This window comes from Candidatus Peregrinibacteria bacterium (assembly GCA_030700255.1).
Lineage (GTDB): Bacteria > Patescibacteriota > Gracilibacteria > UBA1369 > JABINC01 > JABINC01.
In genome coordinates this window covers 1-19077 of sequence record JAUYJN010000044.1, presented here as the reverse complement: position 1 = coordinate 19077, position 19077 = coordinate 1, and the positions used below count along the sequence as shown (strand labels likewise).

At 40.6% G+C, this 19077-nt stretch carries 21 protein-coding genes; 14 read left to right on the top strand and 7 right to left on the bottom strand.

Translation table 11 applies throughout. The features are described 5' to 3' along the window. The 5 genes from Q8P68_06255 to Q8P68_06235 all read left to right on the top strand — a co-directional run bounded on the left by Q8P68_06255 (nt 1) and on the right by Q8P68_06235 (nt 2832). Nucleotides 1-1164 (top strand): glycosyltransferase family 1 protein, encoded by a 1164-nt coding sequence (locus Q8P68_06255; GenBank protein ID MDP4008764.1) that lies wholly within the window; start codon nt 1-3, stop codon nt 1162-1164. Continuing rightward, on the top strand, nt 1151-1456 hold the full coding sequence (locus Q8P68_06250; protein ID MDP4008763.1) for a hypothetical protein: 306 nt from the start codon (nt 1151-1153) through the stop codon (nt 1454-1456). The genes Q8P68_06255 and Q8P68_06250 overlap by 14 nt, the downstream gene beginning before the upstream one ends. A 61-nt stretch (nt 1457-1517) precedes the next feature. Then, the gene (gene rpsP, locus Q8P68_06245; GenBank protein MDP4008762.1) at nt 1518-1961 is read left to right on the top strand and encodes a 30S ribosomal protein S16; all 444 of its coding nucleotides are present in this window, start codon (nt 1518-1520) and stop codon (nt 1959-1961) included. Between the two features lie 55 nt (nt 1962-2016). Continuing rightward, a complete protein-coding gene (locus Q8P68_06240) occupies nt 2017-2397 on the top strand; it encodes a KH domain-containing protein (GenBank protein ID MDP4008761.1) in 381 nt (126 codons plus the stop codon). A gap of 63 nt (nt 2398-2460) precedes the next feature. Further along, nucleotides 2461-2832, top strand: coding sequence for a hypothetical protein (locus tag Q8P68_06235; GenBank protein MDP4008760.1), 372 nt, complete (start codon nt 2461-2463; stop codon nt 2830-2832). An 18-nt stretch (nt 2833-2850) separates the two neighbouring features. On the opposite strand, the gene Q8P68_06230 is transcribed toward Q8P68_06235, so the two are convergent. Continuing rightward, complete coding sequence (locus tag Q8P68_06230; protein ID MDP4008759.1) at nt 2851-3366, bottom strand: hypothetical protein; 516 nt, start codon at nt 3364-3366, stop codon at nt 2851-2853. Between the two features lie 130 nt (nt 3367-3496). Between Q8P68_06230 and Q8P68_06225 the strand changes: the two genes are divergently transcribed. Together Q8P68_06225 and Q8P68_06220 are read left to right on the top strand one after the other, a co-directional pair. Continuing rightward, entirely contained in the window at nt 3497-4423 is a 927-nt protein-coding gene (locus Q8P68_06225; protein ID MDP4008758.1) for a 5'-3' exonuclease H3TH domain-containing protein, read from the top strand. Nucleotides 4424-4458: 35 nt separating this feature from the next. Next, nucleotides 4459-4674, top strand: a complete 216-nt coding sequence (locus Q8P68_06220) for a hypothetical protein (protein ID MDP4008757.1) — start codon at nt 4459-4461, stop codon at nt 4672-4674. Between the two features lie 52 nt (nt 4675-4726). On the opposite strand, the gene Q8P68_06215 is transcribed toward Q8P68_06220, so the two are convergent. Further along, nucleotides 4727-5710: an HNH endonuclease signature motif containing protein gene (locus tag Q8P68_06215; GenBank protein MDP4008756.1), complete on the bottom strand. Its 984-nt coding sequence runs from the start codon at nt 5708-5710 to the stop codon at nt 4727-4729. A 663-nt stretch (nt 5711-6373) separates the two neighbouring features. Between Q8P68_06215 and ftsA the strand changes: the two genes are divergently transcribed. The 3 genes from ftsA (at nt 6374) to Q8P68_06200 (ending at nt 10062) form a co-directional block, all read left to right on the top strand. After that, the gene (gene ftsA / locus Q8P68_06210; protein ID MDP4008755.1) at nt 6374-7612 is read left to right on the top strand and encodes a cell division protein FtsA; all 1239 of its coding nucleotides are present in this window, start codon (nt 6374-6376) and stop codon (nt 7610-7612) included. Between the two features lie 121 nt (nt 7613-7733). Continuing rightward, nucleotides 7734-8969, top strand: a complete 1236-nt coding sequence (gene ftsZ / locus Q8P68_06205; GenBank protein MDP4008754.1) for a cell division protein FtsZ — start codon at nt 7734-7736, stop codon at nt 8967-8969. A 73-nt stretch (nt 8970-9042) separates the two neighbouring features. Next, nucleotides 9043-10062 carry a peptidoglycan bridge formation glycyltransferase FemA/FemB family protein gene (locus tag Q8P68_06200; GenBank protein MDP4008753.1) on the top strand — a complete coding sequence of 340 codons (1020 nt, stop codon included), beginning with the start codon at nt 9043-9045 and terminating at the stop codon, nt 10060-10062. Here Q8P68_06200 and Q8P68_06195 read toward each other — a convergent pair. The 3 genes from Q8P68_06195 to Q8P68_06185 all read right to left on the bottom strand — a co-directional run bounded on the left by Q8P68_06195 (nt 10048) and on the right by Q8P68_06185 (nt 15767). After that, complete coding sequence (locus tag Q8P68_06195; protein MDP4008752.1) at nt 10048-11100, bottom strand: HNH endonuclease signature motif containing protein; 1053 nt, start codon at nt 11098-11100, stop codon at nt 10048-10050. The two genes, Q8P68_06200 and Q8P68_06195, sit on opposite strands and share 15 nt — an antisense overlap. 287 nt (nt 11101-11387) lie before the next feature. After that, nucleotides 11388-15332, bottom strand: a complete 3945-nt coding sequence (locus Q8P68_06190) for a hypothetical protein (GenBank protein MDP4008751.1) — start codon at nt 15330-15332, stop codon at nt 11388-11390. Between the two features lie 30 nt (nt 15333-15362). Then, nucleotides 15363-15767 (bottom strand): hypothetical protein, encoded by a 405-nt coding sequence (locus Q8P68_06185; GenBank protein ID MDP4008750.1) that lies wholly within the window; start codon nt 15765-15767, stop codon nt 15363-15365. A gap of 178 nt (nt 15768-15945) precedes the next feature. Between Q8P68_06185 and Q8P68_06180 the strand changes: the two genes are divergently transcribed. Continuing rightward, entirely contained in the window at nt 15946-16242 is a 297-nt protein-coding gene (locus Q8P68_06180; protein MDP4008749.1) for a nucleotidyltransferase domain-containing protein, read from the top strand. Continuing rightward, the gene (locus Q8P68_06175; protein MDP4008748.1) at nt 16230-16601 is read left to right on the top strand and encodes a nucleotidyltransferase substrate binding protein; all 372 of its coding nucleotides are present in this window, start codon (nt 16230-16232) and stop codon (nt 16599-16601) included. The genes Q8P68_06180 and Q8P68_06175 overlap by 13 nt, the downstream gene beginning before the upstream one ends. 78 nt (nt 16602-16679) lie before the next feature. On the opposite strand, the gene def is transcribed toward Q8P68_06175, so the two are convergent. Together def and Q8P68_06165 are read right to left on the bottom strand one after the other, a co-directional pair. Then, on the bottom strand, nt 16680-17177 hold the full coding sequence (gene def / locus Q8P68_06170) for a peptide deformylase (GenBank protein MDP4008747.1): 498 nt from the start codon (nt 17175-17177) through the stop codon (nt 16680-16682). 96 nt (nt 17178-17273) lie between these two features. Then, the gene (locus Q8P68_06165) at nt 17274-17903 is read right to left on the bottom strand and encodes a class I SAM-dependent methyltransferase (GenBank protein MDP4008746.1); all 630 of its coding nucleotides are present in this window, start codon (nt 17901-17903) and stop codon (nt 17274-17276) included. Between the two features lie 106 nt (nt 17904-18009). Here Q8P68_06165 and efp point away from each other — a divergent pair, with 106 nt between their 5' ends. Together efp and Q8P68_06155 are read left to right on the top strand one after the other, a co-directional pair. Then, nucleotides 18010-18570 carry an elongation factor P gene (gene efp / locus Q8P68_06160; GenBank protein ID MDP4008745.1) on the top strand — a complete coding sequence of 187 codons (561 nt, stop codon included), beginning with the start codon at nt 18010-18012 and terminating at the stop codon, nt 18568-18570. Between the two features lie 117 nt (nt 18571-18687). Next, nucleotides 18688-18945: an AbrB/MazE/SpoVT family DNA-binding domain-containing protein gene (locus Q8P68_06155; protein MDP4008744.1), complete on the top strand. Its 258-nt coding sequence runs from the start codon at nt 18688-18690 to the stop codon at nt 18943-18945. Nucleotides 18946-19077: the final 132 nt, after the last annotated feature.

Here is a 19077-nt window from a genome sequence, read left to right as displayed (position 1 = left end):
ATGAAAATTGGAATTGATCTTCGGATGTACTCTTCGCAGTTTACCGGTATTGGACGGTACTGCTACGAACTTATCGAGAACTTGATTAAGATTGATCATGAGAATGATTATGTGTTTTTCTTGAATGAACCTGAATACAGCGAGTTCAAAGAGTCCAAAAGGCAGTTGCTTGAAAATGGGAGAAATCGCACGGAAGGAAAGCAAGCCTTCAAGGCTGTAAAAGTAGATGCTCCACATTATTCGTTAAAAGAACAACTCTCATTTGCTAAAGCTCTGAAAAAAGAGAAATTGGACCTTATGCATTTCACTCATTTCAATGCTCCGATTTTGTATAGAAAGCCTTGTATCGTGACGATTCATGATTTGACTCTCTCTTTTTTCCCTGGGAAAAAATTCACAAAATGGTATCATAGAACCGCATACCATATTGTTCTAAAAAGTATTCTGAGGAGGGCAAAGAAGATAATAGCTGTATCAAAAAACACAGAACTCGACCTTCATAGATTGTATAATTTTACACGTGGGAAAACTGTAATGATACATGAGGCGGTTGGTAATGAATTTAGGGCGCTGCCTATGGAGGAGGTTGGTAAAGTCGTTGAAAAATTTGAAATAGATAAAGAATATATCCTATATACTGGCGTTCATCGAGATCATAAAAATGTCATTGGGCTTATCGGCGGATTTGCGAAACTATTAAATGATTCAAAATTTGATGGATATTTGGTGATTACCGGAAAAGAAAACCCTCATTATCCGGAGGTGAGGATGACTATCGATAAATTGGGGCTAGCTGACAATGTGAAATTAGTTGGGCTTGTAGAGGAGTCGGACTTAATAGGACTATATAATGGAGCCTCGATATATGCATACCCATCTTTTTATGAAGGCTTTGGACTGCCGGCACTTGAAGCATTCGCCTGTGGCACTCCGGTATGCGCATCTAATAAATCATGCCTTCCGGATATTTGTGGGGAGGCCGCGGCGTACTTTGACCCAAAAAATTTAGACGAAATGGCTGATAAGTTCACCGAGCTCCTGCGTAATGACGGCCTCCGCGACTATTTAATCCAAAAAGGTAAAGAAAGACTAAAAGATTTCTCGTGGGAAAAAATGGCTTGCGAAACATTGAATGCTTATAAAAAAACAAATGAACCTAATTAATTTTCAAGAAGAATTTGAAAGAATCGCCCGAAGCCAAGGTATGGGGGAAGCTATCTCATCAGGTGTTATTTGTCACAACGCCAGGAAGGTCTTACTCAACACTTTCCCAGAGGGGGGGGGGCGAGTGGTAAGCTTCCAAAATGGCTTACTTACAATAAATTTTGGAGGATCAAGTGCCCTTACGCGATTCAATATCGTAAAGGTAGATTTTTTGAACGAATTAAATAAAATGCTGTCAAAAAACTATGTTACCGAAGTTAAAGCCGTTATTGGCCCAATTTCGCTTGACTAAGTGTACCTTCGTCACTAGAATACATCAGCATTTTTCATCTATATATTTAACTTAAGAATCCGTGCTAGTAATAAGACTCAGACGTACAGGACGCAAGAAACAGGCAACATATGATCTAGTGGTTGCTGAAAAGGCTAATGCCGTAAAAGGTAAATTCCTTGAAAAGGTAGGTTCATACAACTCAATTGTAATACCAAAAGAACTTAAATTTGATATTGAAAGAATTAATTATTGGATAGCTAAAGGTGCTCAACCAAGTGATACTCTCGCTTCTTTACTAAAAAGAAACGGCGTTTCCGATATGGAGAAGTTTATAGTTGTTCGTAGTCGAGTTAGAAAAAGTAAGAAGGGGCAGCCTGAGCCAAAAGCCCCGGCTGCCGCTCCAGCCAAAGCTGAAGAAGCTGCCCCAGTGGTTGAAGATGCCCCAGTTGAAGTTGAAGAAGCTGTCCCAGTGGCCGAAGAAGCTCCTGCTGAAGAAGCAAAGACTCCGGAGACTACTGAATAAACTATTCCTAAGGCCTACTACTTGGCTTTAAAAATTACTTTTTAAACTTTCTACTATGGATGATGAACTATTTGCTGACGATATAACTGATGATTTTGCTATGGTTGGCGGATCTTCTACCGGCGATGATGATGATACTACTACGAGCGTAAAGCCGGTCGCTTCGTCAACCGTTGGCGGAGACGAAGGTAAGGATAAGGATTTCGTCGAATTTGTAGTAAAACAATTAGTTGATGACGCTTCTCATGTCACAGTCAAAAGAAAAGTCGACGAACTTGGTGTATTCATAACCGTAAGCGTCGCAAAGGATGATATGGGTAAATTGATCGGTAAAAATGGTCAAACTGTAGATGCCCTACGTGTACTACTTCGAGTGATTGGTGCAAAAGAAAATAGTAGAGTTAATCTAAAGGTTGTCGAGCCGGAAGAAGTGTAAAGTTTTGCTTTAGACTCCTTTTCATGTAAAATTCGAATTGATCTAATTTATAATAAACCAACCATGTTATTTAATACTATTCTTGCAGGGGGGAGTATCGTAGAAGCCGCTCAACAGTATGATACGATAGAAATTATCAATAAGCTTATTGCCTACGCAATATTGATAGCAGGTCTTCTTTGCGTGGCCTTTATCTTTTTTGGAGGTCTCTCTTTTATACTTTCAGGTGGAGATGAGGGGAAGATTAAACAGGCGGTTGGTACTATAAGATACTCGATTATTGGATTGATTATCACTATATTGTCAGTGTTTATCGTAAGTATCGTTGGTAAGGCTATGGGGCTTAACGTTATCAAGTACATCAATTTCACCGATATAGTTGAAACTATAAAAGGTATCTCCAACGACTCCAGCTCAAATAACTCGTTAGACTAAAGATCTGACTTCGTGGATCTACAAAATATCCTTGGCTGATTTTATAATGTTTTTCCAATCATATGGGAATCCGAAATTTTCGAGGGCTCGAACGACTGCCGCATACATTCCCCATGAATTCATTTCTGAAAATTTAAAACTATTCCCTGCCTCAGTTGGGCCTGTGTAATTTTTCAAATAATCCACTTCTCCACATACGATTGGTACGGCACCATTACTTATGGCCGCTTTTACAAGCATCTTTGATGGCTTTTTTGATGAAAAAAGCACCATATGTGCAAATGTAAAAAACTTTTCAGCTTCTTTTTTGCTCACGTGATAAGAATTTTTCAGGTCAGGTACTCTCGCCTTCGTATCATCAATAAGAATGATTCTAAAATTAAGAGGTAATCCTTTTAATCCAACGGTTAATTTTTTAACCTCTTTTTGAGATTGCACATCGTTAACTATTATAACGAGTAGTGGGGCATCTTGCGATAAATAAAATTCACCCCCTTTCGCACAATCTTTTGATTTTATAACCGCTACATTCATAATTGATCATTTTATATTAGGTAATTATAGCAGTTTTAGATAAAAATTACTATTCCAAAAATGGGAATGTTTCTTTACACTGAGGGTAGTTTTGTTCTACGGTAGTATTTAGTATTTTTTAGCAAAAATAATGAGGAAATTTCTGATAATAGATGGTATGGCGTTAATTTTTAGGTCGTTTTACGCTATAAGATACGAAATGTTGAACAAGGAGGGGATGCCAACCAATGCCGTATATGGCTTTACTAGCATGCTTTTGACTGCGTTACTCAATGAAAAACCTGAATACACGGCTATCGCATTTGATCTTGAAGGGCCAACTTTTCGAAAGGAGGAATACTCAGAATACAAAGCTCAAAGGGAAAAAGCTCCAGATTCACTTTACGAGCAAATCCCTTGGTGCAAAGAAATGATAAAAGCTTTTAATGTACCTGTTTTTGAAAGGCAAGGTTTTGAAGCGGATGATCTTATAGGAACTTTGACGCATCGAATGGCGGATAGGGGGGTCATGTCTATGATCCTCACCGGCGACATGGATTTGCTACAACTTGTAGATGAACATACTCGCGTAATCGCTCCTCAAAATGGAGGTGCGGAGGCCAAGGTTTATAATATTGATTCCGTACATGAAAAATGGGGTATAACACCGGCTCAGGTGCCGGATTACAAAGGCCTCCGCGGAGACACCAGCGACAACATTCCAGGCGTCCACGGGATCGGTGAAAAAACAGCAATCAAGCTCCTAACCGAATATGGAACTATTGAAAATATATATGAAAATCTGGATAAAATAACCGGCTCCGTGCATGACAAATTAGCAGCTGATCGTGATATGGCATTTTTGAGTAAAAAGCTTGCGACCGTGGACCGCCACATGGATATAGATTTCGATCTTAATATTTGCGAAACCCATGAATTTGATAAGGCAAAAGTTTTGGAACTATTCGATAAAATGAGCTTCGGTGGAACTCTTCGCAAAAAGCTCGAAGGTATCAAAACTTTTTCAGAGATGGCGCAGGAACAGCTCTCGGATCAAATGCAACCGAGCTTATTTTAACTTCACGTAAGTTTTTCTTTAAATTAACACACCTTATGAACTCAAATACTTCAAATTTCCCAACCAACTTATCGGCAGTTGAAATAGACCTCAAGGCAAGTGGCTACGTACCAAAATTCACCTACCAACATGGAGACATTGACGGCATGTCGGAATACTCATCTATAACTGAAGCTCTTCGAAAGGATCGCATAAAATATAAAACTATGCACGTTGAGAATCGATGTACTATTTGGGTGACGAAAGGGTAGGGATCAACTGAAAATTTCTACATGTTTTCTTCCAGTATTTTCCAACTTATTTTTACCTCAACTTTTTCTCCAAATATTTCATATTCACTGAGTGGACGATGTCATGGTGCTCGCGACAAAGTGGGGCAAGTAGATTCGGATCATTGCTACCAGAGATCGAAAACGGCACTGTATGATGAATATGTAGTGACTTTCTTGCGCAACCCGACACCGAGCATCGGTCTCCAAATTCCGCTGTCAGCACCTCTTTGATTCCGACGCTCATATATTTCGATGGAGCCTTGCCATCCGCCTTTCTTTTTTCTTCTTTTGCAAGTGTTTTTTCGCTTTCTCTCCCCTTATTCTCCGACAATTTATTTTCTCTTTTCTCAAACATTTCTAGTAAAATCTTGTTCACATCTAAGTTTTTAGAATTTAGTTCATTGAGTTTTTCGATTACATCATCATTTAACTTAAACTTCAACCAAGTGCCATTTTCAACCTTTCCGAACAAGTGCCTCCGTTTCACTTCGGCATGCCCGGGCAGACTTTTTGGTTCGATTTGCGGCTCAAATAAGCCGTTTTGACTTTGTAAGGTCGAGCTATTTTCAATGTCGTTATTTCTTGCAAGTCGTATATCCCTTACAAAAACTTCAAGTGAAGACTTCGACAAAACCTTTACGCTCTGTGCCAAAAATTCTTCATTTTCTGAACTTGCGAGTGATACAACTCTAGCCAGTTTATTGATGCTTACCTCTCCAGCTACGAGCATCGATTTCAAAATCGGCTTATCTTCAAAGCGTTTTTCGAGGTTGATAGCGAGGCGGATTTGAGCCTCGCTCAGACCCGCCATGCGTTTACCAAATTCAAGAATTGAAGGAAATCCTTTGCGTTCATAAAGCATACGTCGATTCACTTCAGGTAAAAGTCCGATGAACTTTCGTCGCCAAAGCAGAGTTTGATCACCGTATTCCTTGCAAAGATAAAGTAGTTTTTTATCCGAGAAATGTTCAACATTGCTGGTGATCGTTGTCTTGTTCGAAGTTGTATTTTGCATGGTTTTTTGATTAAAAAATAATGATGTTTGATGAAAGAATTTGTCCTTTTACTTTGAGATAGAATGATAACAAAGTCACGCACCGGAAACCAGCTGAAAACCGAGCTCATAAGCCAAAAGTCACGACTTTAACTTGCACAAAAACCCAAATATTACATGGTGAGTATTGACTTACTTTTAAGTGAGGCTATAGCCATATATATATGAAATATTGCAGAGTAATGCTGCGAGAAATCGTAAAAAAGCGGCTAAAAACACACCTGCAAATGATCTATCCCACTATACTTTCATAAAGTTTCCTTTTAGGAGATCCTTTGTTTGAAGTACATCGGGGTGGAGTAGAATTATTTGGATTATATTCCAAGAAAGATTAATCTATGGGTTATGCCCTTGTACACATTTTTTATACAACACGCCGCCCTATGAACACTAAATTTGTAGGCTTTTTTTGCGCTTGGTTGAGCCAATTTTTGTATCAACCTCAAATGTGCCAAATAGTGGGTTCTTTACTGGATAAAATCTGAGTAACTATTTTGTACGAACCCCAAATTTTTGTTTTGCTTAAGCCATTTCATGTTGATTTTTGATTTTTGTTTGATTATAGTGCTGGCGATTTCATTTTCACCTATTTGATTTCACCTATATTTTTAAACTTCATTTAATATGGCAAAGCCCCGTGTAATCGCCGGACTTGATGTTGGTAGCTCGAAGATCAGAACAGTCATAGCGACTCAAGATGATAAAGGAGCGATCCCTCACATTATTGGTGTTGGTATTGCCCCATCTCAAGGACTTAGAAGGGGTTCTGTAATTGACGTTGAAGAAACTATAAATTCAATCGCTTCTTCACTTGAAGATGCTGAGCGAATGGCAGGAGAACCTATTAACCATGTATTCTTAGGTATTGGAGGGACTCACCTTGAATCATTTGATTCAAAAGGTGTTATCGCCGTGTCTCATGCAGGTAACGAAATTACAGAAGATGATATCGATCGTGTACTTGAGGCGGCTCAGGCCGTTTCGATTCCATCGAATAGAAGAATTTTACGTATTATTCCGAAATCATTTACCGTCGACGAACAGGTTGGTATCAAATACCCTGTTGGTATGACCGGTATCCGACTTGAAGTAGAGGCTCATATAGTAACCGGACTCGTTCCAAATGTTAAAAATATTGAGAAATGTGTACATCAAGCCGGTATCGATATCGATGATATTATCCCAACTTGTCTCGCTACAGCTGAGGCGGTTCTTTCAAAAAGACAAAAAGAACTTGGGGTCGCCGTACTGGACATCGGATCCGGAGGTACTTCTATCGCTGTATTTGAAGAAGGTACAACTCTATGGACCGGATGTATTGGTGTTGGTGGAGAGAATGTTACAAACGATATAGCGATCGGACTTCGTACATCTATAGATACTGCTGAAAAAATTAAAATTGAATATGGTACTTGTGTACCTGACGATGTAAGTGATCGTGAAACTATAGACCTGTCACTTATTTCAAAGATTGATACGTTGACTGTTTCAAAGAAAATCATGGCGGAGATAATTTACGCCAGATACTTTGAAATTTTCCACTTAGTAAAAAGACAACTACGAGAAATCGGACGAGATGGAATGCTTCCTGCCGGAGTGGTGCTTACCGGTGCCGCTATCAAAATGCCGGGGGTAGTGGATCTTGCTCGTGAAATTCTCGGCCTACCGGTTCAACTTGGATTCCCACAAAATTATGAAGGAGTAGTCGATAAAATCGATGATCCTGCGTACTCAACAGCAATCGGCCTTGTACTTTGGGGTTCTCGTTTCGAAGGTCGAAGCTACGGTTTTGATTTCCGAAGACTTAATCTAAGCAAACCTCTCGCTTCTATGAAGGAGTGGGTGAAAAGCTTACTTCCATAGACTTCTCCGGACAGACGTCGATAGGCCGCCGAACAGACGTCGATAATGGGGCTAATGGGATATAGACGGCTACATATTATAAATACTCAATACATAATTCATACTAACTAACTTTACGACTATGACAGACGATGCACTCAAAAATTTGTTTGCAAACACAAAAAGAAAAAACCTAGAAGTTACTCCTGATTTAAGCCCTGTTGCGAACATCAAAGTTATTGGTGTTGGTGGTGGTGGTGGAAATGCCGTAAACAGGATGGTGAAAGCAAACGTAAATGGTATTGAGTTCATCACTATTAATACTGATGCTCAAGCTCTTTATCACTCCGAAGCTCCATCTAAAATCAATATCGGTAAAGGAACTACTCGTGGCCTTGGTGCCGGGTCCTTACCTGATATCGGTAAGCGTGCGGCTGAAGAATCTTCTGAAGAAATCAAGAATGCACTTGATGGAGCCGATATGGTTTTCATTACTTGTGGACTTGGTGGTGGTACCGGTACGGGAGGCGCGCCAATCGTTGCGGAAATCGCAAGAGAACTTGGTATCCTTACTGTCGGTGTCGTTACAAAACCTTTCTCTTTTGAAGGGGCGCGCCGTCTAAAACAAGCTGAGGAAGGTCTTGCAACTCTAAAAGACAAAGTAGATACATTGATCGTTATTCCAAATGACAGAATTTTGTCACTTGTTGATAAGAAAACTCCATTGCAAGATGCGTTCACAGTTGTGGACGATGTACTTCGCCAAGGTGTTCAAGGTATCGCTGACCTGATTACAGTTCACGGTATGATAAATGTGGATTTTGCCGATGTTCGTTCAGTAATGGCAAATGCAGGTTCAGCCCTAATGGGAATCGGATACGGAAGTGGTGAAAATCGTGCGGCTGAAGCTGCCCGCGCTGCTATCGACAGCCCGCTTCTTGAACTTGATATCGTTGGAGCTAAGGGAGTTCTATTTAATATTACAGGTGGAAATGACTTATCTATGTTCGAAGTTGACGAGGCTGCGAAAGTTATCACTTCTGCCGCTGACCCTGATGCAAATATCATCTTCGGTGCGGTTATCAATGAAAACTACACAGGTGAAATCAAGGTTACAGTTGTTGCTACAGGATTTGATGAGAGCACTCATCGTTCTGATGATTTCTTCTCCGGCGTGTCTGCGGCAAGCTCTTCTATGGGTGGCCACATGAATAATACTTCTGAAAACGAGCTTGATGTTCCAGCCTTCCTTCGCAAGAAGATGGGTGGCGTACGTCCGGTATCTCAGCCGGTATCTCAACAAACCGCTGTCCCAACTCAACCAAGTGGACAATCTGAATCAATGACTTCCAGCTTCGAATCACGTCCTAGATTCTAAGTTTAAATCTAAATTTCAAAAGGAGCCCTAAATAGGGCTCCTTTTTTGTTTTCTTTTTGCTATATTATTCCTCGTGAAACACTCAATTTTTACAATTACACAGGGCGAGGCCTGGAACGCCTTCCAAACAGCCGTTGGCAGAGATACCTACTTGCACAACTTAAGTTCCGGCAAGACGGCTTTATTTATCAAATTTCCACTATCATTTGGTTACTACCGACTACTTGGCATGGGTGTTGATCTTTCCGCATTCACCAAGTCTGATTTTCAAAAACTAATAGAGACTGCTAAAGAAATGAACTGTATGCATATAAGGCTCGAGGGTTATGGCGGGACTGTTGAAGACTTGATTTCAGGAGGGACCGCTTCCAATTTTCAAATAATTCCTGTCAAAAAACCGTACCTTCCTAAATACACAATCAAACTCGACCTAATGCGGGGTGAGGAAAAGCTACTCACCGAAATGAAAAGGAAGGGTAGGTACAATATAAATATCGCCAGGAAAAATGACGTACAAATTGAAGTTTTTGATGGCGATGATGATTCAAAAAATTTCAATGCCGCATTGGATGCGTTTTATTCAATTCTAAAAGAGACCGGTGAACGGGATGAATTTGGAATTCATGAAAAACAATATTATAAAGGGCTGCTAACTTCACTGGGGTCTGATGCGCGCCTGTACATAGCAAAACTCGATGATCAAATAATTGCAGGCATAATCGTATTGTACGGAGAGACCGAGGCTATTTATTACTACGGCGCGTCATCAAATGAGCACCGCAACACCATGGCTCCGTATTTATTACAATGGCATGCGATCAAGGAGGCAAAAGAGGCCGGCAAAAAGCTATATGATTTTATGGGTGTTGCGGAGCCAAAAACACAACATCAAAAAAGTATCGATGAAACTTTGAATCAAGGTATGGATGCGAAATCTGTGGAATTCAACAAAGCTGACCCTCTGTATGGAGTAAGTGAATTTAAGCAAAAGTTCGGCGGACAATTACACAAGTTTAATGAGCCACTCGACCTCGTGCTGAAGCCACTTCCTTATAAAATGTTTCACATCGCAAAACGCCTACTTCGCAAATAGCTTTTTTTCCAAATATTTCACGTTCACAGAGTGAGCAATGTCATGGTGCTCGCGACACAGTGGAGCGAGCAAACGTGGGTCATGACTTCCAGAAATCGAAAACGGCACCTTGTGATGAATATGCACTGACTTCCTCGCACAACCACTGACCGAACATCGATCCCCAAATTCCGCTTCCAACACCTTCTTCACCCCTACAGATAATCGTCGACTGACAGCCTTTCCATCCTCAATTCTTTTCGCCTCTTTGGCTTTCTCTTTTATAGCCACTTTCGCTTTATTCTCCACCAACTCCTCTTCGCGTTTTTGTAAAAACTCTCTAAATAATTTATCGACGCTTATACCTTTCTCTTGCAGCTCGAGCAGATTCTCAAGTGTTTCTTCCGAAAGTTTTAGCTGGAGTTTCTTGATAGGCAATGCCTCTTTTTCATGACACTCACCCACATTAAATCCTATCTCGATTTGACTTATTGCAGCATTATCTTCTACGCAAGATTTGTGCACGTGCACAGATTTAAGGTCATTTGACGGCTCAAATAAGCCATTTTCAATTCTCATCCTTGAACTTTTTCCATCAAAATCAGAAGTACTATCACCAAAATCAAAACTATTTTTATCTGAAACCTCCGTAACTCCAAACTTATTTTTCACATCCCGAACATATGTTTCAACTGTTCTACAAGCGAGTTTCATCACAGCTTCCACTAAATCAGCCTCGTCTATCAAGTCAACTATTGAAGCTATTCTCGTTAATTTATTTGAACTTATTTCACCATTTACGAGCAAACTATGCAGTAGAGGTTTTTCAATAAAACGATCACTCAAATTTACAACCCTATCGACATGTTCACGACTTACGCCCCCATGTTTTGCTGCGAATTCGTATATTGATTTGCATTTTTTCTTCTCAAAAAGTTTGCGTTTTTTCACTTCTGGCAAAAGCCCGATAAATCTCCGTCGAAAACGTATAGCTTTTTCTCCATACTCTCTGCAGAGTGCGAGTAGATCTTTGTCGGAAAGTTTTGTTAAATTTTTCATGTAGTTTTGATTAAAGAATAAAGCTATTTTTACAAGAAAATAATACCATTTACTCACCATTTTTGGTCAAGTCTAAAATGCCAAAAAGATTAGCCACAAGCCAAAAGTCGCGATTTCAGCTTGCGCTAAAATCCAAATATTACATGGTGAGTATTGACTTACTTCTGGGTGATGTTATGGCTGCGTGCGCTATGACAAAAGAACCTCTGATCATACGTAAAAAAGAGTGAGTGACTTATTCTTGAGGTGGCATCAATCATGCCGTCGCGCCCCAGACTACCCGCGACTTAGTTATATTGGTACGGTGACCTTCTAGATGATCTGCCGGCCATCATTCCTTCTCCACGGTCAGGAGTTCCGTATGATGTTCCGTATGCAATATTGGATGCGGCGCATGACATATTATATGGATGCCATTCTGCGCGAGCGGCTATTGCGGCCATGCGCAAAAGCGCATCGTCAACCGTATTGCCACCACCTCTGCCATCTTTCAAGATTATCGCCCCTTTGTTACCACTCAGGTCCGCACCTTGATTTATCAACTTTTTCTTCCAAATCTTTGCTCTGCCATACATATATCCGAATTGCCCACCGAGATTATTGTCCATACCGCCTTCAAAATTCCTTGCAAGGACATCAAATCTATTGAACTGCTGATTGCGGAAACTCATTCTACCTCCTTTCTTAAAAAGAGCCTCTGCAAATTTAAAATAAATTTGTTTTGCGCGGCGCGCCGTCGCATCGTGAAGGCCTAAGTCTTGAAGTTTATCAATTGTACTCAAACGATGAGCTGCTATTTTTTCAGCACCTTTTTTACCTTTTTTATTTCCTCCACCCTTTTCCTCTTGTTCAAGCAGAGCAGCGACGCCTGCCCGCCTTTCGCCCTCAACTAAACCACGAGCAAAGCCTCGTAGGTTTTCAATAGCTGGCTCGGCATTTGCATTTTCCCCCTCGCCACTGCCTACCTTTTTTAAATAAAGCTTAGCCGCAGCTAATTCGAACTTACCTAGCCTTTTTACACCTTTTAAATCTTTTTGTTTGCCACCAGTGAGTACCACGCTTACTATATCAACAAGCTCAAGGTGACTTCTACTAAGCAGAGCTTTTAACGATGGAAGTGGAAGTTTCGATTCTTTTGAAATCTCCCGAAGAAGAGAGGCTGTCCTCGCATCGACCCTTCTACCCACAGCTTCTGCCGGGAGGTTTTTCATAAATCTACCGTAGTATTCTTTCATCTTAGGGTCAGAAAGGCCATCTGAAGAAATTCTGTATGAATGAAAATTGTCCCAATTCCCGCGCCCATCTCTCAATCTTCTCTTTAAAACTCTCCTCACAAATCTATCCATTAATTCCGAATGGTTCTGTGAGGTCATCTTTCCATCTCCATAATGTACGTCATACGTACCATCTTGATTGTGTGAAATTCTAAATATAAATGGAAAGTCATTCGGACTTGAGGTCGGATGTACTCTATATCCACGACTCTTTCCTTTAGGGAACTGCGCATCGCTAAGATCCGTCTCAAGCCCGCTTGGGCCTTCTAGCTTTTCCGATACAACTTCTGGTAAATTTTTCACTTCCGAATCATCTCCGCTTACTTTTTGATATTGATTTTCGGCCATAGCATAAAGCCATTTATCTCCAGTAAGGTTGTTTGGCACATTCCCACCATAAGTTCCCTGAGCTTCTTTTGCCCTCCTAATCATATTGAATAAGATTAGCGGCCGCCCGAGCAAAGCTATGTTATCACCAGGTGCTTCTAAGCGATTATTAACAAGAAGTGTTTTAAATATTTCTCGCCAACTGTTTTTAAAAGGTTTTTTGCCTTTTAAGCCCGAAGCCCCTCTCATATTTGTTACCGCTGTAAAAAACGCCTCAAGATGTTCAACTGATGATTTCTTAAATACCGATTTCATTATTGGGGCACCTACCTTGTAAACACGCTTTTCTATATCTATTTTATTTAGAGCAATAGTCCGCTTCGCCTCCGGAGTGAGATCTACTTTCTCACCACTCTCCGCACCAGACCCTTCCGTTTCGGCTTCCGTAGCTTCCGCCTCCCTTGCCTCTACTTTTTTAACCAATTGTGTCGCAGCTGACCCATTGTAATCTACTACTTCGGGGCTAATTGATAATAGTGGAACCCCTGCCATTATTGCATCTGCCATTTTCATCCTTTTAGGGTCTCCGGACGCCCTCGCTTTATCGGCTGCTATCTTCGCAACAGCTATAACCGCTTCCGTAGGGTTATTTACTGTTATTGGGCCTTTGTTCATTTCTGTGCTTGAGATGGTGTAGGTTGTCCTTTTAAGATCTTCCTCTGATTTTTTAGCCAATCTTTTCACTTCTTTTCGAATAGAGTCCCCAAATAACACAAAGAGTTCTGGGTTTCCAGTGAACATGTTGATTTTCCGCCCTGACGGTATATTTTCTAATATTCCTTTCAACCCTTGAAATTGAGCTTTCCAATAAGCCGTTCCACCTCCAGCATCTGCTATTGTAGCTAGATCCGTAGGGGAGACTTTCATCAAAGTGTCAGTAGTACCATTGACTTTATATGAGTCCTTTTCCGCATCCAACTCCTGTAATACCCTATCAATTTCATCATCTATTGCTTTCGATAATTTATCAGCTTCGTTTGACTCAATCCTTTCTACGGAATATAAAGTGCCTTCATTATTTATGGTTAAAATTTTGTCGTCACCAGCCAATTTATCAAAATAGCTTGAATCTCTAAAAAGCCTGATCGCCATCGCCTGAAGGCCTTGTATTTGTTCCGTCTGAGTTCCCCCCGAAAGAAGCTTATATATATTGTCTATATCGCCTGCTGGCACTACCCCTAGGGGGGGGGCCGGCTCTGGCTCTTCTACATCTCCTTCTGTAGCTTCCACCTTTTCAACTTCTGGTTCTGGCTCTGGGGTTTCTGTCTCTCCTGTTGTCGTCTCTTCAGGTGATTCTGCCATTCCTACCTCTTCTACATCTTCTTCTGCAGCTTCCACCTTTTCAACTTCTGGTTCTGGCTCTGGGGTTTCTGTCTCTCCTGTTGTCGTCTCTTCAGGTGATTCTGCCATTCCTACCTCTTCTACATCTTCTTCTGCAGCTTTCACCTTTTCAACTTCTGTTTCCGGCTCTGGCTCTTCTACATCTTCTTCTGTAGCTTCCACCTTTTCAACTTCTGGTTCTGGCTCTGGCTCTTCCGTTGGCTCTTCAGCCTCCTCTTCTGTTGGCTCTGGCGGTGACTCTTCCGTTGATTCTATCGCTGCTTCGTATGCTTGTGCGAAGGTCATAATCTCTTCCCAGTCATAGCCTCCATTAACTATATCCATTCCTTCAAGCTCGACCGTTGCAAGGATGGTATCGCCACTCTTCACTTCGTACATATTATTTCCATCCACTTTTTTAAATGTAAATTGGGCCACTTCAGGCTGAGCTATATCTTTCGTATTCATATAAAGTTCTTGGCCACCGTACCAGATTGGAATTAGGTGGTTTTCACCTTCTTTCGTATTCATATAAAGTTTTTGGCCACCGTACCAGATTGGAATTAGGTGGTTTTCACCTTCTTTGCGAACATCTTTGTTTTTTCGTATTTCAAAAGAGGCGCTTGTCATTGATGGCACCTCAATTTTAACGCCATGCGCATTGTATAGAAGCATTGTAGAAGTATCCTCCTTTGGCTTTACTTCTCCGTCCTTTATCAGATCTGCTAAATTTGAAAGTCCAACCTCCGGTATTGTGTCTGATGCATCCCCGCCTTCCGGAAGCCATTCGTCCATTGGTGAGTCAAATTCAACTGTTTTTAATTTATCAAAAGCAGTTTTGTAAGTATCGACCGCCTCTGCAAAATTGATTGCTATTAAGTTATCAATGTCAATATCATGATGAATCTTATTATCAGAATAGATAATCGCGTCCATGTCAACAGTGTCATACTCATGATTGGTTGCGAGATCATCTTTATCGTCAGATTGTTCTCCATTTTCACCCTCTTTATACAAAAGATTGTGCAATTCTGTGAGTTGCACCCGAAGCTCTTTGATCCCTTCTTTGAGTTTGTCTATTTCTTTTTGGTCAAGCGTTGTCGGCGTTGTCGTGTCAACGGCTTCCAGCTCAGTTATTCGCCGATTGTGCTTGTCCATAGCATTGGCATCGAATGCGGGTGAGAAATAGAGTAGGCGGCGACGACTGTCGTCGGCTTCAAATAGTTCGTGTTGTAAGTTTTTTGAGATCATTTATTTTAGTTTTTTTGTTTCGTTTAACTATTATGGGAAACTTGGAAGTAAATCTTCATCGTTCTCCTCATCATCATTTTGTAATTTATTTTCTAGGTTTATGAGCTCGATTGCCTCGGCTTTTTTGATATTTTTCTCTTTCGCCACTCGAAGACTGCCTTCTAGGGTCGATTTTTCAGCTTTGAGGTCGGAATACAACTCTTTGAGCTTCATGTAATGCTCATTCATATCCTTTGCACTAGCTTTTGCCAGATCCTCACGTTCGCTCAAAAGCATGTCTTTGATCTCTAATTGTTTATCCAGCGGAAACGTAAAAATACGCAAAATCACCTTCTCCTTATCGGTTTTTTCCATGGCATTGATACTCACTGAATGTTGCACCAACTGCACCAATTCCTGGTCTATTTTGGCTTGTTTGAATACTACTCCTGACATTTATTTGTAATTTATTTCTTTTAATAATCTCTGAATTATACCAGAAAAAGACACTTCTTTAAAGGGTGCAGGGCTTGCCAAGGGGCCCAAAAGATTGCAAAGCGCGCTTATTCAAAAGGCCTTTTGCTAGGCGATTAGTTCACCTATAATGCTCGTGTTTAATGCTTATCATACCCTTATGGAGGTCGATAAAATCATCATGGAAATAGTACGAATCGTTGACACCAATATCGGTGGTGGTGCGCGAGTTTTGCTCTTTGGATCTCATGCAAAAGGGACTGAAACGGCTGTGTCCGACATCGACATTGCGATAGATGCCGGGGATATTTTGGGTTTTGAAACTTTTATAAAAATCAAAGAGGCTGTCGGGGAAATCCCAACCTTGCGCTCTATAGACATAGTTGATTTCAATGATATCGGGGAAAGTCTGAAAAATTCAATCCTTAAAAATTCAAAAGAAATATGCATGAAATAATCACTTCGTTTAAAAAAGCTTTAAATGGGCTTGAGGAGGCGCTTGGGATGAAACCTACGGACATCATCCGAGATGCTTCTATTCAACGTTTTGAATTCTCAGTCGAGCTTGCGTGGAAAAGCACACAAAAATTCTTAAGAACTCAAAATGTAGAGTGTAATTCGCCAAAAAGTTGTATGAAAGAGGCGTTTAAATTTGGACTGATTCAAGACGATCCGCTTTGGGTACAAATGATGGATGATAAAAATCTTACCGTTCATACTTACGATGAAGCTACCGCCGAAAAAATTTATAAACGACTCCCTTCTTATATTCCGCTTTTAAAAAAGCTGCTTGAAGCTATTCAAGATGGGCTGTAATGACGTGCCCGGGCAGACTTTTTGCCTTGATTTACGGCTCAAATAAGCCGTCTTGTTCAAAAAAGGTCCCCTGTGAATTTACAAAGTATGCTCCTCTGGCCCATGGGTGGCCTTTGCCTTGCCTGTGACTTTGTCTGCGAATAGGATTGCATCGATATGGTCTATTTCATGTTGAACTATTCGGGCATTTAAGCTGTTTAATCGCATTATTTGAATTTTCCAATTTTCATCTCTAAATTGAAGTATCACTTCTTTTGAACGTGCCACATTTCCAAAATAATTTGGCAGTGAAAGGCAGCCTTCTTCTGAAATCTCTGTTTCTTCTGAAAAATATGTAATCACAGGATTTATCATGGTGTATGTTTTTTCCTTTTTGGTCTGCGGGTACGTGGTGACTAGCACTATTCGAAGATTTTCGCCGACTTGCGGTGCACTGAGCCCGATACCATCCAAATGCAACGTTGAATACATATCACGAATAAGATGTTTTACCTCTGGTGTGATTTTCTCAACTTCTTTGGATTTTGTTCTCAAAATAGGATTCTTGAGCCCTGTTTGTATTTCTCTAATTGCCATTAAACTTGATTATGTGTTTGTGATTATGGCACAAGTGTTTGCCCATATCAAGTCGCAGAGGGGCTGTATGCTAATTTTCACTGGTATGACATTGTATTACATTGTCATACGAAGGGTTTTTGCAACCAAGACCCCCGTCCCGATGTTAAAAATTTCAGATTCAAGGTCCGAGTTTGTTTTGATGTAATTTAGAAAATCCGTCATCTGATCTGCATGTGAAATTACGTTGTCTGCGATAATAAGTGAACCTAAGTGGAGGAGGGGGAGGGTTGCCTCGAGGCATGGGAGGTAATATTTTTTGATGCAATCTAGGAAAAGAATATCTATCTTGCCTGTCAGAGCCTCCCCGGTATTTGGATCGACGAATGGAATATGTTCCGGCGCATGGCTCTGAACTAAAGTTATAAATTCACTAAGTCCGGAATTTACAAAATTCGCGCGCGCTATCGCCGCGCGCGGACCATGCGACTCCATCGCATAAACCTTACCTTTTGCTACGTCTCCACCGGTATTTTCACGAACAGCCTCTGCCAAAAATATCGTCGAATACCCTATGGACGTTCCTATTTCCAATATATATTTCGCATTAACCTCCTTTGCCTTTTGATTGATAAATCTCCCCGCCTCATCTGACAAAATCCAGTATTGATTCTGGCCGCCCTCATCATTGAGTTCCCTGCAGTAATCCAGTACTTTTTCTATTTTTTCTTCAAAATGTTCTTTCATAAGCCAATTTAAGCACGTATTAACTTGATTTTAAAGTCTGAAATACGTATATTTTTGCAGAAGTAGGATATTTTTCCTTTTCAAAAATAACTTTTATCCATTTTTTATGCTTTCTATTTCTCAGATTCGTACCGGAAAAATTATCGTGATCGATGGCGATCCGTTTGTTGTCGTAAAAGACACCTTTGCAAAACAAGCTCGGGGCGCAGGGGTTATGAAAACTACTCTAAAAAACCTAAAGACCGGGGCGACTATAAGTAAGAATTTTCAAGGAAACGATAAAGTGGACGAGGCTGATGTTGGTTACAGAAAATGCCAATATATGTACACCGACGGAGCAAATTACTACTTCATGGACAACAATAGTTTTGAACAGTTTGAACTCGATGAGGAAATGCTCGGCGATGATGTTAATTTCTTACTTGATGGAACGGACATCGATGTTAGGTTTTTTGAAGACAAGCCAATTTCAGTAAACCTACCTCCAAAAGTAGTACTCGAAGTGACTGAAACCGACCCGGGTGTTAAAGGGGATACCGCCGCAGGCGGTTCTAAACCAGCAACCCTTCAAACCGGGCTCGTTGTTCAGGTGCCATTGTTTATTAAGGTTGGCGATAAGCTACGAATAAACACCGACACTCAAGAGTACGTAGAGCGAGCGAACTAGCCAGAAAACTGGATTCGCCCACCCATTCTTATATAAAAGAATGAAGTCATCTTTACTCGTGAGGTACTTTTGCATATACTATAAGTAGACAATTTCTACTTTTAAACTTTTCTACTTATGTCAAAATGTAAGGTTGTAAGGCCTCAGTCAAAGGGGATGGTCACAATCCCTAAGGAGTATCGTGAAGCTCTTGGTATCGACGAAGATAGCTTACTTGAGGTTCAATTGATTGATAATGGTGTGCAGTTTATAAAGGTTACATACACATCTGAGCCCGCTCCAGGGGAGGTTGTAGAGCTTTTTTCTGACAAAGAGATCTCTGAATGGAAAAGGAATGACAAGCTGGACGGCTCAACTATAAAAAAATTGGCTTAAGGGAAAATTTTGCGGGCTAAAATATTGAGTTTTATGCTAGAGTAAGCTCTTAACCCTTAATATTTTTTGTTATGCAAAAAAAAATGCCCAAAATGCCTCAGTTTTAATACTAAAAAGAACGGTAAAAGAAAC

Bases quoted from the DNA above. Each gene is read 5' to 3' on its own strand.
- Q8P68_06255 (MDP4008764.1), top strand. From the start codon at position 1: ATGAAAATTGGAATTGATCTTCGGATGTACTCTTCGCAGTTTACCGGT.
- Q8P68_06250 (MDP4008763.1), top strand. From the start codon at position 1,151: ATGAACCTAATTAATTTTCAAGAAGAATTTGAAAGAATCGCCCGAAGC.
- Q8P68_06240 (MDP4008761.1), top strand. From the start codon at position 2,017: ATGGATGATGAACTATTTGCTGACGATATAACTGATGATTTTGCTATG.
- Q8P68_06235 (MDP4008760.1), top strand. From the start codon at position 2,461: ATGTTATTTAATACTATTCTTGCAGGGGGGAGTATCGTAGAAGCCGCT.
- Q8P68_06230 (MDP4008759.1), bottom strand. From the start codon at position 3,366: ATGAATGTAGCGGTTATAAAATCAAAAGATTGTGCGAAAGGGGGTGAA.
- Q8P68_06225 (MDP4008758.1), top strand. From the start codon at position 3,497: ATGAGGAAATTTCTGATAATAGATGGTATGGCGTTAATTTTTAGGTCG.
- Q8P68_06220 (MDP4008757.1), top strand. From the start codon at position 4,459: ATGAACTCAAATACTTCAAATTTCCCAACCAACTTATCGGCAGTTGAA.
- Q8P68_06215 (MDP4008756.1), bottom strand. From the start codon at position 5,710: ATGCAAAATACAACTTCGAACAAGACAACGATCACCAGCAATGTTGAA.
- ftsA (MDP4008755.1), top strand. From the start codon at position 6,374: ATGGCAAAGCCCCGTGTAATCGCCGGACTTGATGTTGGTAGCTCGAAG.
- ftsZ (MDP4008754.1), top strand. From the start codon at position 7,734: ATGACAGACGATGCACTCAAAAATTTGTTTGCAAACACAAAAAGAAAA.
- Q8P68_06195 (MDP4008752.1), bottom strand. From the start codon at position 11,100: ATGAAAAATTTAACAAAACTTTCCGACAAAGATCTACTCGCACTCTGC.
- Q8P68_06190 (MDP4008751.1), bottom strand. From the start codon at position 15,332: ATGATCTCAAAAAACTTACAACACGAACTATTTGAAGCCGACGACAGT.
- Q8P68_06185 (MDP4008750.1), bottom strand. From the start codon at position 15,767: ATGTCAGGAGTAGTATTCAAACAAGCCAAAATAGACCAGGAATTGGTG.
- Q8P68_06180 (MDP4008749.1), top strand. From the start codon at position 15,946: ATGGAGGTCGATAAAATCATCATGGAAATAGTACGAATCGTTGACACC.
- Q8P68_06175 (MDP4008748.1), top strand. From the start codon at position 16,230: ATGCATGAAATAATCACTTCGTTTAAAAAAGCTTTAAATGGGCTTGAG.
- def (MDP4008747.1), bottom strand. From the start codon at position 17,177: ATGGCAATTAGAGAAATACAAACAGGGCTCAAGAATCCTATTTTGAGA.
- Q8P68_06165 (MDP4008746.1), bottom strand. From the start codon at position 17,903: ATGAAAGAACATTTTGAAGAAAAAATAGAAAAAGTACTGGATTACTGC.
- efp (MDP4008745.1), top strand. From the start codon at position 18,010: ATGCTTTCTATTTCTCAGATTCGTACCGGAAAAATTATCGTGATCGAT.
- Q8P68_06155 (MDP4008744.1), top strand. From the start codon at position 18,688: ATGTCAAAATGTAAGGTTGTAAGGCCTCAGTCAAAGGGGATGGTCACA.